This window comes from Dysgonomonas sp. UBA7630, from assembly GCF_002483985.1.
Taxonomy (GTDB): Bacteria; Bacteroidota; Bacteroidia; order Bacteroidales; family Dysgonomonadaceae; genus Dysgonomonas.
The window spans coordinates 32,585-50,209 of the sequence record NZ_DLIY01000025.1; the positions used below are offsets into that span (position 1 = coordinate 32,585).

Here is a 17,625-nt window from a genome sequence, read left to right on the forward strand (position 1 = left end):
ATATAGTAAGTTATTTTATATTTAGTTCCCGTAAAATGCATTTTCGTGGTGCAAAGATAGGAACTTAGAGACAAAAAATACAGTCCTTTATGATTTTTGTTTGGGGTTTTGTTTTATGATCAAAAACTCCGCTTTACTCTTTTTACTCTGTGGTAAAAAAAGAAGCGGAGACTACTTTCATTAAAATTGAAACTCTTAACCTTATTAACAACCTTACAAACCCAGCGTTTGCTTTAAGAGCCTATACCCATTCATACTAATCCTCACCTGTGAACCATCTTTGAGCTTTAGCAATTGGCTTTGTTTATTATACAATTCTATTTGCGCTATAAAATCGACATTTACGATACTGGAACGATGTACACGCACAAATTTAGTAGAAGGTAAGAGGCTTTCGAAAGACTTCATCGTTTGCTCTTTGAGGAATTTACCTTTATCCGAGTATATCATCACATAATCTCCCTCTGCCTGTATATAAATTATATTGGAGACAGGGATTACCTCTATTCTTTGCCCATTTTTTACAGCGACACGCTCCAATTCTTCATTTGGTTTTATTTCTTCAGTCACGAGATTCTCTATATTATCATCTTCTGCAATAGGAAACTCATCCGTATTTTCATCTGAACTCTGTACATTAGACTTATATATATTATTGTAAAAAAGTATTGCAGACACATATACCAGCAAGCTTAAAACAATCCGAGTTGTAGAGATCGGCAACAAACCAATCCATTCCTCTTGGGGGAAAAGTGTATACAGAGCTAAAAGATCTGCTCCCAACCAGAAAAACACAAATAATATAGCTAATGCAGTATAATTAACGACCTGTTGCTTAAAAGGCAAAGTAGCAAAGCGAGTATATTTTACAATCTCATACAATAAAAATAAAAGTATAGACAAAACAATCCCCGAGACACAAGCGTCAGCCCACAATACAGGCAAGGGAACCATCGCCAAAGGCTTCATACAGCCATATATAATAGCAGTAGTCAGCAATGCTATAAAAATGTACATTATGATTATCAAGCGACTCTTCATCCTAACGGCTATCTGTTTAATTTCGGATTTCTATATTGCCAAATATACTATTAGCCTCCATTATAACCCGTGCGCCATTTTCATTCTCCAAAGATTCGTCTTTATACAAACGTCGGTCTTGGAAAGCACCTAAAACAGTAGAACTATCCACCTTTAATGTCCATTCTGACGGGATATATACAACCAAGCTGCCAAATATCGCATTCAATTCTAAGTATGCTATATTTTCACCCAGCTGAGCCTTACGCAAATCTAAGATCAACTCTCCGAAAATTACATTAGCTTCTCCTCCTTTAAAGTTTTGAGATAATATGATCTGCTCAGAGCCTCCGAAAATCATATTCTTTTCGAAAAAATCGGATTTATTATGTATTGCCTGAGCAGACTCGTGCCACTCATCAGTCTCTGCATTATATACTTTATTCCATCGCTCACCTTTTTTATTATCAGAAGATCTCAACCAGTTTAATACTAAAACGGTGCCCACTGTTATCGGTATTATTGGCCAGTATGTTCTGAAATCGATATCGAGATCAATGAAAATAGTGGGAAATGCAGAACTCAATTTGGGGTAGATAAAAAATAATCCAAAACCAATTGCCAAAAGTCCCTGCCCTAGTTTTCGTTTTACAACAAGAGACCATACCCCAACTCCGATCAATAACATCTGCCACGATATAAATATTGGTCTTAATACATCGGGAAGAATTCCCATATTAAAGAATAAGAAAAAGCCTCCGACTAGAATTAGCAAAACGGCAAAACCGATACCGTCTTTATTTGATTTATCTCTTCTAGCTCTTTTAAAAAAATGTCTATCTTCTAAATTTCGTCTCATAATAAACTTATTTAATGTTATGATGTAAAATTAATCCGACCGGCATATATAAACAAGTAATAATCGATGAACGAATTCTATTTCCCGACAAACGAAAGATAAAAACTTGCAAACAAAAGAATCGGATATGAACCTTTACGACAGGCACTTGTTATATTCGAATATAAAAGTAAAGATTTAACACCAAACAAGTATCTTAAACCTTTATCTTTTTGCTTAGTCATAATAATAGCAAAACAATATTAGAAACAAATTAAATATTAAACAATTAAAACAATAACATGATGAAACGAACTACACTCGCAGCGTTAACACTACTTATGATGAGTCTGTGCTTATCTCTTGCTTCGGTAGCAAATGCACAAAGCAAACAAGAAAGAGCCAAAATACTAGAACCCTATCCGGCAGCAAAAGACGGAATGGTGAGACATGTGATTTATCTAAGTAAAAAGTCGGACGAATCTAAATTCAAGATAGAAATAGTTCCCGGAAAAGTAATGAGCGTGGATTGCAATGTGCATACCCTGATGGGTAAATTGGAAGAAAAAGATTTACAGGGATGGGGATATACTTATTACGAATTCACATCGGATGGAAAAACAGCCTCTACAATGATGGCATGTAATAAGCCGAACGAAAACAGATTTGTATCAAGTCAATCTCTTATTGTGAGATACAATAGCAAACTACCTATAGTGGTATACGCTCCGAAAGGTTATGAGATTAAATATCGAGTTTGGAAAGCCGGCAAAGACCAAAACTCTGAAATAAAATAAGATTGTTGATAATCGTCAAAACAGAGAGACAAGTCGATTTCGACCTGTCTCTTTTTTATAAAGGTCGTTATCGTCTTTTGTTACTTCCTAAAACAAATAAAACTTGTATAGGTATATAAATAACATTTTCTTAAAATATTTATAACTTTGCAACATAAACAAAAATCAGACTTATGTTAACGCTGAAAACAATTAGTGAGAATCCTGAGCTAGTAATTAAAAAGCTGGCTAAAAAACATTTCGATGCAAAAGAAATAATCGAAAAGGTATTGGAAATAGACCAGACAAGAAAGAGAACACAAACCTCTTTAGATTCTTGTTTGTCAGAGTCCAATAATCTATCGAAACACATAGGACAACTAATGAAAGAAGGCAATAAGGCCGAAGCTGAGATTGCAAAAAACAGGGTAGCTGAAATAAAAGGACAAAGTAAAGTTCTCGAAGATACACTTCGCCAAGCAGAACAAGATCTACAAGAATTGCTTGTTCTTATACCAAACCTTCCATCGGACGAAGTTCCTGAAGGAAGAGTAGCCGAAGACAATGTTGTAGAAAAAACAGGAGGCATCATACCTGAACTTGGAGAAGACGCGCTTCCACATTGGGACTTGGCTAAAAAATATGATCTTATCGATTTCGAACTTGGCGTAAAGATTACAGGAGCGGGATTTCCGGTATATAAAGGAAAAGGAGCACGCCTACAACGTGCTTTAATAAACTATTTCCTTGACGAAGCTCGTGAATCCGGATATCTGGAAGTACAGCCACCTTATGTAGTAAATACTGCTTCGGGTTATGGTACAGGTCAGTTGCCGGATAAGGAAGGACAAATGTATCATGCTACGTTGGATGATTTGTATCTGATACCTACAGCCGAAGTTCCTGTAACAAATATATATCGTGACGTTATTCTCGAAGAAAAAGATCTTCCGATTATGAATACGGCATATTCTGCTTGTTTCCGTCGCGAAGCAGGTTCGTACGGGAAAGACGTTCGTGGATTGAATCGTTTACACCAGTTCGACAAAGTTGAAATTGTTCGTATCGACAAACCTGAGCACTCTTACGACTCTTTGAAGGAAATGGTTGCTCATGTTCAGTCACTCGTTGATGAACTTGAATTGCCTTGGCGAATACTTCGTCTATGTGGTGGGGATATGAGTTTCACTTCTGCCCTTACATTCGACTTTGAGGTATTCTCGGCAGCACAAAAACGTTGGCTCGAAGTAAGCTCGGTATCCAATTTCGAAAGCTATCAGGCAAACCGTCTGAAATGCCGCTATCGGGATGCAGACAAAAAGATACAGCTGGCTCATACACTGAACGGCAGCGCATTAGCTTTACCCCGCATTGTTGCTGCATTGTTAGAAAACAATCAGACCGATGCAGGCATTCGCATACCGAAAGTATTGGTGCCATATACAGGTTTTGAATTTATTAATTAAAGTGAAAATCATACTATTTGCCACAAAAAAGCGTTATACTAAATGGTAATGTATTAATTTTGCGTCAAATGCTAAATCTAACATATTAAAATAAAGGATATGAATAAAAAATTAATTGGAATTGGATTAGCTCTGGCTTTCCTTATTGCATTTGGGTCTTGTAAACCTAAACAAAGTGCATATAAGTCGGTATATGAAGCTGCGAAAGAAAGAGAAATGGAAGAGAACTCAGTATCTTCAACTCCTGTTTCGAAACCGGCGACTACGACTCCTAGCTACAGTAGCGAAACCGTTAGAAAAGAAAAAGTAACCCCGGTATACGAAAGTGATGCTAATGGGTTGAAGGCTTACAGTGTAGTTGTTGCTGCAATGGCAATGAAACCCGGAGCTGAATCTTTGAAAGAAAGATTTGGAAACGACGGTTACAATATAATATTGGTTCGCAACGATCAGGGAATGTATCGTGTAATTATAGCAAGTTACGACTCGAAGGAACAAGCTGTAGCTAAAAAGAATGAAATCCTCGAAAAATACCATGCAATGGGAGATGTATCTGCTCTAAAAAGCAAATACGGAATTCCATTTAACGATTGGTGGATATTACAGCGAGAATACTAAACGAATATAAGAGGAGAGCCTTAACAGCTCTCCTTTTTTCATGTTTATAACTAAAGCCAATGCCATTTAAACACCCTTACTTTTAACCTTTAGAGTATTAATTGAACGTCTTTTTTTATATCTTTGTATAGTGATATAGATAATATTTACTAAACAAACATCTAAGAATGAAGACAATCTACACAACTTTACTACTATCAATTATTATGTTTGTATCCTCTTGTGGATCACAGGAAAAATCTATTACTAAATTTTATCGGGAGGCAAACAATCAGATGAAAGGAGAAAGCTTCTTAATCGAAGAAAGCAAAAATACTTCGGGTAAAGAAACGAAAAGTAGTAGCGAATCAATAAACTATGCGGCCGAATCGGCTTACATGGCTCAGGTAAAAACTACTTATGAACATTATAAAGTAAATCATGATGATTCGGAGTATGCAAATGGAGATGTATATTTGGAAGCTGCAAAACGCAGACAGGCTCTTATCGATCAATGTCCCGATTGTCCGAAGAAGACATCTGTTGTGGTGCCTGTAACATCACCGTCTAATGCTCAAGCAGAAGGAGGACAAACAAGCGAAACATTGGTTGGAGAACCCGAAAGTTCAGACTTTTTTGCGCATTTACTCGATAGTGAGAAGAAAACGCTCAAAACAGAAGGATTATCTTACTTAAATAAAGAAGATAAAGCAAAGCTTAAAAAATATAGTGTAGTAATAGCTTCACTAACGAATAAATATAATGGATCAGAACACCTAAAAAAAACGTTAGGGGCGAAAGAGTCTTTAATCGTAGTAAAAAACACTTCGGGTATATATTATGTTATTATCGGAACGTATGACTCGGAACAGGAAGCTTTGAATAAAATAAAGACCGTGGAAGAACAGTATAATGCACGAAAGTCTTCTGCACAATTATTGAAAACATACAGAATACCATTAACAGATTTATGGATTCTACGAAAATAGTGTAAACAAAGATATTTGATAAGGATGAAGATAAAGTTCTTAGGAACAGGAACATCCACAGGAGTCCCTGAAATTGGCTGCAAATGTGAGGTATGCACCTCTAATAACATAAAAGACAGACGCCTGCGAGCGTCTGTTTTATTGAATATAGGTGATAAGCGAATTCTTATCGATTGTGGTCCTGATTTCCGGGAGCAAATTATTCATGAGGAATTTTCGCACATTCATGGAGTATTACTCACTCACGAACATTATGACCATGTGGGCGGATTAGACGATTTACGTCCTTTCTGTAGATTCGACGATGTAGATATATACTCGAACGCTATTACCTTAGATGCGCTAAAAATAAGAATCCCCTACTCTTTCAGGGAGCACCGCTACCCCGGAGTTCCCACGTTCAGGCTTCACGAAGTGAGTCATGAAGCGTCTTTTTATATAGGGAATATTGAGATACAACCTATAAAAATCATGCATCACATGCTGCCTATTTTAGGTTACCGAATCAATAACTTCGCTTATCTCACTGATGTAAAGCATATACCTGAAGAAGAATACTATAAATTAAAAGACTTGGATACCTTAGTTATTAGTTCTCTACGTATCGACAAGCATATATCTCATTTAAATCTAATAGAAGCTTTGGAAGAGATAAAGAAAATATCTCCTAAGAAAGCTTATCTGACACACATGTCTCATCAAATGGGATTACATGATAAGGTACAGGTCATATTGCCTCCAAATGTATACTTGTCGTACGACGGGCTTGAAATCAATATATAATATAAGGTTATACAACGAAGATTAATAGTATCATAGACCCCGTTAGATTTATTTTTATTCTTGAACAGAATATTACTTAACGAGGACATTAAAAATACACAAGCACATATCAAAAGAGATATTAATAACTTTTTATTAAATAGTCATCTATTTTAAAGATTTTATTATATTTAGAAAATATTTAGGCTTAACGTGTAAAATAAATACTGAAGAAAAACATTGGAATTATTTATATCAGTAATGCATGCATAATCAAATGAATACCGAGTTAATATTACTGCAATACAATTAAAGAGTTTTATGTCAACCATTTTTATATTCAGAATATTATAAAAGTTTAAATCTCGAACGATTTAACTATATTTTTACAATATTATCTCTTATTTTTGTAAATTAAATGCTCTAAATTCTTTGTTCTTCAAATACTCTGTTAGGCTATATAACTATAAGATAATTTAGTTTCTCTAACTCATGAAGAAACATATTCATGGATACCTTGTTATTCGTGTAATGCACTAAAACCACCATACAATTCGAGAATGAAACAATCAACCACCTTATTTCTTATTTGCTGGTTCTCTGTATTTTCAACTCTGAGTTCATATGCTGCATATGGGGCTCACAGAGTCGGAAACCTTGACCTGTCAAATAACGCTGTATTATGTATGTACCAAGATCAAAATGGATATATGTGGTTTGGTACATATGATGGCCTTAATCTATACAATGGAAAAAACCTTTATGTGTATCGGTTCGAACTAGACAACGAATATTCACTTTGCAGCAATATCATACATAAAATTTCGCAAGCAGATGCTGACCATTTGTGGATATCCACATTTCTTGGACTTAACAGATTCTCGTTAAAAGACAGGCGAGTAACAGAGTCTCACCCGNNCGAAGCAAAACTATTAGCCGCAGACAGTAAAGGCAATACATGGGTTATATGCAAACGAGGATATATTTCCTATTATTCATCATCTTCCGACTTGAAAAGATTCCAAGACATCCATCTCCCTGAGGCTGACGCTGAAACGATAAAAGATATTTTCTTTACTAAGAATGATAAACTTTATCTGACTACAAACAATGGGAAGCTCCTTAATATTGAATATTCTAAGAAGCAGGATTCGGATATAAAACTAAAGACTCATGAAATAACAATGCATGATAAAAATATAGATTATGCATCTTATGAGAACAATAAGATTTACTTCGTTGATAAAGATCAAAAGCTATACCTATATGACATAATTGCTTCAAAAAAAATATTATTATCAGATATATCGCAACTTACAGCCAAAAATGGCGGTATAGCAAGAATAACATCGTTCAAATATGACGTATATATCGCGTTCAAAAACAATGGCGTAGTAAAATTGAATATAGAAGACCACTATAGACCGGAAGTTATAACCAGCGGGATAGGTGTTTTTTGCTTATTAAAAGATAATAAACAAGATATACTATGGCTTGGAACAGATGGCAAAGGAGTAGAAATGTTCTATCAGAATCACGATATGTTTGGGAATATACTGCTCGAACATTTACCATTCGATAGTCAAAAACCTGTTCGTTCGATATATACCGACGAACACAACAATCTTTGGGTAGGAACAAAAGGTGACGGTATTTTTTTGATTAAGAATTACGATAAGTTGAATAATGTAAAAATCCCATCATCGGAAATAATCCATTACACAACAACCGAAGGACTAGTCAGCAACCTTGTATTCTGTTTTTTACGAAGTAAAAAGAAAGACTTAATCTGGTTAGGGACAGAAGGCCCGGGACTTTCTTATTATTCGTACAAAGACAATAAAATAAAGACAGCGATAAATAAGACTCCGAACACAATAGGTAAAGTTCATTCAATATGTGAAGTAAATGATTCCACATTATGGATGGCCACAGCCGGAAATGGTTTATTGGAAGTTGTTGTTGACAATCAGGCTCCAACAGTTGAAGTTAAATCGATAAATGCCTTTTTTCCGAAGAAAAACGATAAGACATGCAACGAGTTCCACTCTATGACTTATGACGGAAAATCAACATTATTTATAGGGAATAGAGGTGGTTATGGAGTAACACGGTTTAACATCACGAACAAACAATACGAATTTATTCCGATCAATAAAGCAGAAAGTACTGCTATTGGTGATGTCTTAAGCGTTTATCAGAGTAAAGACTCTGTTTTTTATTTCGGAGCCAGCTCAGGCCTAACTCAAATGCAGTTTTTCAAAAACGGAAATCATACAATCAAGCAATTTGACAGAAAAAGTGGCATCATAAATGATATGATACACGGGATACTAGAAGATAAAGAAGGCTGTATATGGCTAAGTACAAATAAAGGACTGGCTAAGTATAATCCGCATAACGACTTTTTCCACAACTATACATTTCCTGATCTAAAAGTCTTTGAATTTTCTGATGATGCCTACTGGCATTGCCCATATACAGGGCGACTTTTCTTTGGTGGTATAAACGGACTCACATGGCTAGAGCCCGGATATAGTTTTGAGAACAGCTATAGACCTGATCTTTATTTCTTTGGATTAAAAATATCAGGAGAAGATCGTCCCTTGTCAAATTACATTAACAACAGCACGAAGTATCTCGAAATCCCTGCTAATGTCGCAGCTTTTACCCTCTCATTTATAGCGGTAGACTATATCGATGGAGAAAACTACGAATATTCTTATATGCTGGAAGACTACAATAATGAATGGACAGATTTACAAAAGTCAAATGAGATAACATTCACCAATCTGCCTTCAGGAGACTATGTCTTGAAAGTTAGATATAAGAACGACGTGTTCAATTCCGATGAAAGATTCTACACCCTCCATATAAAGAAATTACCTCCTTGGTATTTCACCACATGGGCAATAGTTGGATATGCATGCTTATTCTTGCTTGTTTGCGCATATATCATTTATATGATTCGCAAAAAAATAATAAACAAGCAAATACAACTAGCGAATAAAATAGAAGAAGAACAAAAAGAGAAGTTGATAGAAGCTAAACTAGACTTCTTCACAAATGTTACTCATGAGTTTTGTACTCCGCTAACTCTTATAAATGGAGTGACCGATCGCATAGAGAAAACCCCAAATATGGATAATAACTTTCATAAGTATATCGAGATCTTGCGCAACAATGTCGATAATCTAAACGAGCTTATCCAAGAAATACTCGATTTCAGAAAATTAGAAGAATCCAAATACAACCTCCATATAATAAAGAATGCTCCTGTTGCCGAACAAATAACGAAACAGTCTCAGTCATTCTTTTCTATTGCCGAGCAAAATAAAATACGATTCAACCTACAAGTACCGGATAAGCTACTTTGGAATACAGATATAATATGTTTCAATAGAATATACACCAACCTTGTATCCAATGCATTTAAATACACAAAAGAAGGTGGAGAAGTCAAAGTTACCTTAATGACAGACAACGATACCTTAACCCTAAAAGTATACAACACAGGAAAGGGAATTGAGGCTTCTAAAATTCCGATTATATTTGACCGCTATAGCATCCTTGAAGAAATAGGGAGTGACAACCAATACTCTCGTACATCTTCGCGGAATGGAATAGGGCTGTCTATTTGCCAAAGCCTTGTTGAGCTATTACAAGGGAACATAAAAGTAGAAAGTGAAGTAAATAAATATGCAGAGTTTATTGTGGAACTGCCTCGACTAGAAATAAAAGAAGTACCTGTTGCTACTCTTCAAGAGTCGGTAAACGTTGTACCGGATGACAACTCAGGCAAGAGTTCTAAACCAATAATACTCGTTGTAGATGACAATGAAGATATAATATGGCTCATCAATGATATTTTATCAGACGAATATATTATCAAAGGAGCTAACAATGCAAACGAAGCGCTTAGACAAATAGAAAGCCAAATGCCGGAACTGATCATCACTGATATCATGATGCCTGAGGTGAGCGGGCTGGAACTGATAAACCAAATAAAATCAGACAAAATAACCAGACACATCCCTTTGGTTATTATCTCAGCAAAGATTAGTGATGTAGATCAATCTGAAGGTCTCGATGTTGGGGCAGATGCATATCTTACAAAACCATTTTCCCCACTCTTTTTGCGCTCTGTGATAAATCGTCTTCTAAATACGAAGAAGAAACTAAAAGACTATTACTATTCACCCGAAAGTGCACTTGAGTATTCGGATGGGCAAGTAATACATCAGGAAGATAAAGAGTTTATGGAGTCCGTTATTTCGATAATAGACAGTAATATCGAAGAAGAGAATCTTAGACCGGAGTTAATAGCAGAAAAGCTTGGTACAAATACACGGAATCTGTACCGAAGATTTAAGAAAATAACATCACTTACACCAAGTGATTTTATAAAAGATTACAGATTTACTTGTGCTGCAAAATTATTAATCACAACAAACCTCACCATTCAAGAGATTATATATAAGGTGGGGATAAATAACAAATCTTACTTCTATAGAGAGTTCTCAAAAAAATACAATATGACCCCTAAGGAATACAGGCAGCAAAAATAACTAGACAGACCGAATAGTATCCTAAAAAACCAAAAAGGTATCCTCGTTTACATCATGTAAATAAGGATACCTTTTTCAGCTTTTAAGATAAAGAAATAAACATACAGAAATATTAACATTGCATGTTCCTTATTGGAATAAACATTAAAATAGCTCAGAGGAATTCTTAAAGATATTATATACAATATAAGAATTGTCCATGGAAAACAGAAAGACATAAAACATCAATTATCAACCTAGAAATTTAAAGACTTACAGATAGGTAAAAGGTTTATAAAACAACTTTCAGGTATATCAAGACAAAGGAAAATACATTACACTCCCTATAATATTAACCTCTAAAACCTAGAATTTATGTAACATTCATTAAAACCAACTCATTTTAAATTCAAAACAGAGACGAATGTCTCAAATAACTAATTACAAGTTAACTTAATAAAAATCATATTATGAGAAAAAAATCTGCAAGTAATACTTCTAAAAGTTACTACAAGGATTATGTCAGAAAGGCACTTTTTCTATTTCTTTCTCTCATGATCTTTCAGTACTCATCTGCTTCAGCTCCTGCAGCCGTAAAGGATGCAAATGAAAGCAAAAGCATTGAACAGAGTAACATCACTGTGAAAGGCACAATAAAAGACGCAACCGGCGAGCCATTAAGCGGCGTAAGCGTTGTTGTCAAAGGTACTACAACAGGAACAATATCAGATCTGGACGGTGCATATACTATCACTGCTCCAAATTCCAATTCAACACTTGTATTTTCTTTTATAGGATTCCATACACAACAAATAGTTGTTGGTGGAAAAACCAGCATCGACGTGGTATTAGTAGAAGATGCTAAAGCCTTGGAAGAAGTAGTCGTAGTAGGTTACGGTACAATGCGTAAATCGGATGTAACCGGATCTATATCTACTGCTAAAGGTAGCGATATCGTAAAAAATCAATCATTTAATGCCCTTGAAGGATTAAAAGGTAAAGCTGCCGGTGTAAATATTTTCTCTAATACCGGACAACCCGGAGGAGAAGTACGTGTTATCATCCGCGGTATCTCTACCATTAATGCTTCTGCAAGTCCATTATATGTAGTTGACGGAGTGGTTATGTCAAACTTCCAATATCTTAATCCAAATGACATTGAGTCTATTGAAGTATTGAAAGATGCATCTTCAGCTGCTATTTATGGTGCACGTGGAGCAAATGGTGTTATCCTAGTAACAACTAAACGTGGTGGCAATACAGGAAAACGCGCTCGTATTTCTTACGATGGTTCACTATCCGTTAGCACAATGTCGAGATATATGGATGTTATGAATTCTAGCGAATGGATGGCTGCATTTAAGCAAGGTTTGGAAAATGCCAATGCTTGGCAAGGTAAAAACTTTACTACAGACCTTTCTCAAATCTTCACAGACACACGCTTGTTCAATTCGGACGGTACTCCTATATATGATACAGATTGGCAGAAAGAAGCAAGCAGAACAGCTTTTTCACACAATCATCAGTTAAGTATCCAACGTGGTGACGAAAACTCTTCTGTTGGTGCATTCTTAAACTATACCGACCAACAAGGTATCATGCGTAATTCTTATTTCAAACGTTTGAATGCAAAATTAGCTTATGACGATAAACCAACAAGCTGGTTATCAACAGGTATCAATTTATTAGTGAACCACACTTGGGGTAACAGAACTTCGGACAACCCATACGGTCAAGGTGCTTTACGTACAATGATCGAACAGTTGCCATTCTTACCAGTTGAGTTGGATGGAGTATATACTCAAACCAATATCATTAAAACAAACTCTATTCTAAATGATCAAAATAATCCTGACAGCGGGAAGCAAGGATTTAGTCCTGAAGGTGTTGGTAACCCTGTTGAGTTGCTTGAGCGCATCCAAGCTATGCAATACAAAACGCAAATATTTGGTAATGCAGCTTTAACTTTCCATCTTGCAAAAGGTCTTGATTTAAAAACACAGCTTGGTATTGACTATCAGAACAACCGTAATACCAATTACACACCGTTCACTCCACGTCCACTAATCAATCAAAGTTCTACAGGTTCTGCTTCTGCAAACAACTCTAATACATTGTATTGGCAAGAAGAAACATACCTGACTTACAATAAGACATTAGGAAAGCATTATATCAATGCGATGGCAGGTATGTCTTGGCAAGAACGTAACTATACATATTTCAGTGCTTCAGGAAGTAAATTCTCGGATGACTTTTATGCTTACTACAACTTAGGTAAAGGTGAAGATCGCCCTTCGGTAGGTAACGATCACTATAAATGGACAATGAACTCTTACTTCCTACGTGGCGCATATTCTTACGACAATAAATATATGGCTACAGTTACAGGTCGTTATGATGGAGCGTCTAAGTTCGGAGACAATAACAAGTATGCACTATTCCCTTCAATCGGTTTGGGGTGGATGGCTTCTAATGAAAATTTCTTGAAAGAGAATCAGATTATAAGCAAACTGAAACCACATGCCTCTTTCGGTGCAACGGGTAACTCAGAGATAGATCCTTATGCATCATTAGCGACAATGGGCCAATCAACCACTATTATTGGTAATGGCTTACAAACTGTGTCTTATATGAGCAGAATGCCCAACCCGGGTCTGAAATGGGAAAGAACGAATCAATTAGATTTCGGTATTGATCTTGGTTTGTTCAACAACAGACTGAACTTAGAAGCATCATATTACTATAAATATACTACCGATCTATTACTTAGCCGTCCTCTACCTTTATCAACCGGATTTTCTTCTATTACAACAAACGTAGGAGAAGTTTCGAACCGTGGTTTGGACTTATTGATCAATGCATATCCGATTGATACTCGTGACTTCCAATGGAATACAACTCTAAATGTAAACTACAATAAAAACCGTGTAGAAAAACTAGACCCAAGTTCGTCTGTGGATCCGATTACAGGCAAACGCCAAATCCTTCTTGATGGTTTTGTTGGTTATGACATGTTAATCCGCGAAGGTGAAGAACTTTCTACTTTCTACGGTTACAAACGTGCCGGTATCTATGATGGAGTTCCTTCTAACTGGGATGCTGAAACAATGAATATACCTTCAACTATTGGTGAAAAAGTTACATATAAACAACGTCAGATTCTTGGTAATGGCTTACCTGATTGGACCGGATCATTCATCAACACCTTTAGATATAAAGGATTTGACCTAACATTAGATCTGCAATTCCAATGGGGTGTAGATGTTATGCAAGAGTTCTTCCACTCTACAGAGGCTCGTTTCTTAACTAGTGGTCTTACTCGTCTTTACAAAGATGCATGGCACCCAACGCTGAATCCTACAGGTACAGCACAAGCTATTCGCTTGAACAACTTTGGTCAAGGTGCAAACAATCAAGCTGACGATACTTGGGTTGCCGATGGTTCTTACCTACGCGTAAACCTAATCCAACTTGGTTATACATTCAATCCTAAAATCCTCAACAAAGTGGGTCTTTCTTCATTACGCTTATATGCTAGTGTAAACAACGCATTCCTACTTACATCATCTGACTATTTAGGATATGATCCTGACAACTCATCTCGTTTGGGTGACAATAAATGGGGAACCAACCGCCAGTTCTTTACCTATCCACGTCCAAGAACATTCACGTTTGGTCTTAATGTAGCATTCTAATTAATAGTAATAAACAATAAATTCATAATCATATGAAATTGCATAAAATATACAAATCCATCTTTTACATGATTACATTATCATTAGTAATGAGTTCATGTGATGGCTTCTTGAAAGAAGAGCCGCTGGATGAAAAAACTGCAGGTCAGTTCTGGAAAACAGAATCTGATGCTAAAACAGCTGTAAATGCACTTTACTTCGGTGGGGTTCCATATTTGAATAATATTGATGTTGATGGTGGTTGGACACCTAAAGCCACTATGTGGGGCGGTATTATGTCCGGCTTGTTCGTAGATAAACGTAAAGATAGAACGTTTACGACTGCATCCGAAGGAGGTAACTTTAATATTGAAGCGTTCGATGCTACAGCAAGAAAGCTTTGGTCTGAATTCTATATCGGTATTTCACGTGCAAACTTCGTTATTGCCAATATTCCGACAATGACTAACGTATTAAGTGAAACACAAATAAACAATTTTGTTGCACAAGGTAAGTTCTTCAGAGCATACGCTTATTATTATCTGGTAAAAGAATTTGGTGATGTTCCATATATAGATAAACCTTATACATCTTTGGATGGTATATATGTAGAACGTACACCGTCTGTAGATGTATACAAACACATCGAAGAAGATTTGCTTAGCATCATCTCCGGAGATGTATTAGCTAACAAAGCATTTTATGCGAATGGTTGCTATGTAACTAAACCAATGGCTCAAACGCTTTTAGCTCAAGTATATTTACAATGGGCAGGTGCTCCTCTCAATGGCGGAAACGAGTATTATACTAAAGCAGCTAACATGGCTCTTGAAGTAGTAAAAGGTGGACAACACGCCCTTATACAACCAGAAGGAAGTAGCGATGATCTTAATTCTGCTTACAACGTCATTAAAACAACAAAGTCGTCGAATGAAATCATCTTCGCTAAAGAATACAACCAAACCAGTTACAATGTAGGTAACTCTTATGCTTGTCGTTCAATTGGAACAGATGCTTTCCAATGGGGTATTTTCAAACCGGGTGGAGACGTTTTGTATAATGCATACTTGCCTTGCGATATGTTGATCAATAGCTATGCCCCTGGTGATATCCGCGGACATGAAAAACAATTTTTCTTCAAAGAATATACTTATACGATAGGTGAAAATACTATAACAAGTACATTAAATAATGTTGGAAACTGGGCTTGGCTTGATGAAAATGCTCTAAAAACAGGTAAAGATGGCGACTACAACATGCCTACATTCCGTTATGCCGAAGTATTGTTAATTGCGGCTGAAGGTCTTGCACGTACAGGAAAAGAAGGTGAGGCTAGAACTTATCTTAACCAAGTACGCAAACGTGCCGGACTAGCAGATGAAACTGCTGCTGGCGATGCGTTGATACAGTCTATCTTAACTGAACGTTTCCATGAATTCCCATTAGAGTTCAAGATATGGGATGATATTCGTCGTACTCGTTTGTACCCGGAAGCTGATGGCAACCAATCAGGTAAGCTAAAATGGGTAGCACTTGCAACGGCAAAAATCCAAAACAAACCTGACGGAAGTACTAAAGTTGGCGCAATTCCTGAATATGCTCTATTATGGCCTATTCCATTAAGTGAAATGCAAGCTAACCCTTCTCTGCAAGGACATCAGAATCCAGGATGGAATTAAAATAAAGATTCTTACAAATAGTGAATCTTATTTGAAACCTATATAAAATTAATAACCTGCAATTCCCATTGCAATAAAGGAATTGCAGGTTGTTTAACTATAAATTACGAAAACAAGTATCTCTTTTATTTCTCAAAACAATTGACAGAATATAATGAAAAAGCTAATATTATCTGTTCTACTTGTTCCTTTTTTAGCATGTCAAAGCCAATCATTATCAACGAATCCGAAAGAATTGTTGGATAATGACCTTACAACATCTTACACAGGAAAAAGGCAACTGAATCAAATTGTATTTGATACAGAATATACCACGCCTGTGTTAAGCTATAAAATATACTCTACAGGGGAGCTCCCTGCTTATGATCCTACTAACTGGACTATAAAAGGATCGAACGATAGAAAAAAATGGACAATAGTAGATGAGAGAAAAGATCAGATTTTTTGTTCACGTTTTCAGGAAATATTATGTGTAGTACAAAAGCCTGCAACATACAAATATTATATGCTGGAGGCCAAAACGTCCAACAATGACACGCTGAAGATTGCAGAAGTTGTATTATCAACTAAAAACTTAAAAGCTGGTTGGGAAAACTTCAAATATCCCAAAGTAGTATTTGAGTCTCTCGATCCCGATACTGAGGGTAATAAGATATATCATCAGCTAGTGCAGAATCCTGACGAGTATGTAAAATACCATACCCAAAAGGTAGCCGAAATATTGTATTATACAGCTAATGATCCAATGGTAGATGTACAGGAAATAGATTATACACTGAAAGATTACAACGGAGTTTCGGCTAAAGGAGGCAGTTCTCCTAATATAAATATAGTGTATAGCACACAGCACATAGAAAAATCAGCTAAAGAATCATTACATAAATTAGATTTCGAAACACGTGGCGTTCTTTATCACGAATTGACACATGGTTACCAGTTTGAACCAAAAGGCATTGGAAACTACGGCAATAATAAAACTTTCTGGGCATGTATCGAAGGCATCGCCGATGCAGTGAGAGCCGAAGCTGGACTCTTTGATATGAGTACACGCAAACCCGGAGGCAACTGGATGGATGGTTACCGCACCACAGGATTTTTTATACAGTGGCTCACCACTAAAGACCCGGATGCAATCCGAAAATTTCACCTTACAGTAAGAGATATGGATGTATGGAGTTTTGATGGCGCTATCAAGAAAGTTTTCGGACCCGAAGCGAGCATCGAAGGCATGTGGAATGAATATCAGGAATATTTAATTAATAACGCTAAAAAATAAT

11 protein-coding genes are annotated in these 17,625 nt (G+C 36.2%); 9 read left to right on the forward strand and 2 right to left on the reverse strand.

Annotated features, from left to right (window positions below):
- Nucleotides 1-213 precede the first annotated feature (213 nt).
- Together B3P17_RS11015 and B3P17_RS11020 are read right to left on the reverse strand one after the other, a co-directional pair.
- A complete protein-coding gene (locus B3P17_RS11015; protein WP_252637579.1) occupies nucleotides 214-1,017 on the reverse strand; it encodes a LytR/AlgR family response regulator transcription factor in 804 nt (267 codons plus the stop codon).
- Between the two features lie 40 nt (nucleotides 1,018-1,057).
- Nucleotides 1,058-1,879 (reverse strand): LiaF transmembrane domain-containing protein, encoded by an 822-nt coding sequence (locus tag B3P17_RS11020; protein WP_252637577.1) that lies wholly within the window; start codon nucleotides 1,877-1,879, stop codon nucleotides 1,058-1,060.
- Nucleotides 1,880-2,160: 281 nt separating this feature from the next.
- Between B3P17_RS11020 and eco the strand changes: the two genes are divergently transcribed.
- The 9 genes from eco to B3P17_RS11065 all read left to right on the forward strand — a co-directional run bounded on the left by eco (nucleotide 2,161) and on the right by B3P17_RS11065 (nucleotide 17,624).
- On the forward strand, nucleotides 2,161-2,655 hold the full coding sequence (gene eco, locus B3P17_RS11025; protein ID WP_252637575.1) for a serine protease inhibitor ecotin: 495 nt from the start codon (nucleotides 2,161-2,163) through the stop codon (nucleotides 2,653-2,655).
- A gap of 173 nt (nucleotides 2,656-2,828) precedes the next feature.
- Complete coding sequence (gene serS / locus B3P17_RS11030) at nucleotides 2,829-4,100, forward strand: serine--tRNA ligase (RefSeq protein ID WP_252637574.1); 1,272 nt, start codon at nucleotides 2,829-2,831, stop codon at nucleotides 4,098-4,100.
- Between the two features lie 99 nt (nucleotides 4,101-4,199).
- On the forward strand, nucleotides 4,200-4,718 hold the full coding sequence (locus B3P17_RS11035; protein WP_135103720.1) for an SPOR domain-containing protein: 519 nt from the start codon (nucleotides 4,200-4,202) through the stop codon (nucleotides 4,716-4,718).
- Between the two features lie 167 nt (nucleotides 4,719-4,885).
- Nucleotides 4,886-5,686, forward strand: coding sequence for a hypothetical protein (locus B3P17_RS11040; RefSeq protein ID WP_291105475.1), 801 nt, complete (start codon nucleotides 4,886-4,888; stop codon nucleotides 5,684-5,686).
- A 24-nt stretch (nucleotides 5,687-5,710) separates the two neighbouring features.
- Nucleotides 5,711-6,469, forward strand: a complete 759-nt coding sequence (locus B3P17_RS11045; RefSeq protein ID WP_252637572.1) for an MBL fold metallo-hydrolase — start codon at nucleotides 5,711-5,713, stop codon at nucleotides 6,467-6,469.
- A 539-nt stretch (nucleotides 6,470-7,008) separates the two neighbouring features.
- The gene (locus B3P17_RS11050) at nucleotides 7,009-11,016 is read left to right on the forward strand and encodes a hybrid sensor histidine kinase/response regulator transcription factor (protein WP_291105478.1); all 4,008 of its coding nucleotides are present in this window, start codon (nucleotides 7,009-7,011) and stop codon (nucleotides 11,014-11,016) included.
- Between the two features lie 449 nt (nucleotides 11,017-11,465).
- Nucleotides 11,466-14,690 carry a SusC/RagA family TonB-linked outer membrane protein gene (locus tag B3P17_RS11055; RefSeq protein WP_291105480.1) on the forward strand — a complete coding sequence of 1,075 codons (3,225 nt, stop codon included), beginning with the start codon at nucleotides 11,466-11,468 and terminating at the stop codon, nucleotides 14,688-14,690.
- Between the two features lie 32 nt (nucleotides 14,691-14,722).
- Nucleotides 14,723-16,348: a RagB/SusD family nutrient uptake outer membrane protein gene (locus B3P17_RS11060; protein ID WP_306540402.1), complete on the forward strand. Its 1,626-nt coding sequence runs from the start codon at nucleotides 14,723-14,725 to the stop codon at nucleotides 16,346-16,348.
- Between the two features lie 154 nt (nucleotides 16,349-16,502).
- Nucleotides 16,503-17,624, forward strand: coding sequence for a basic secretory family protein (locus tag B3P17_RS11065; RefSeq protein WP_252637564.1), 1,122 nt, complete (start codon nucleotides 16,503-16,505; stop codon nucleotides 17,622-17,624).
- The last annotated feature ends 1 nt before the right edge of the window (nucleotide 17,625 follow it).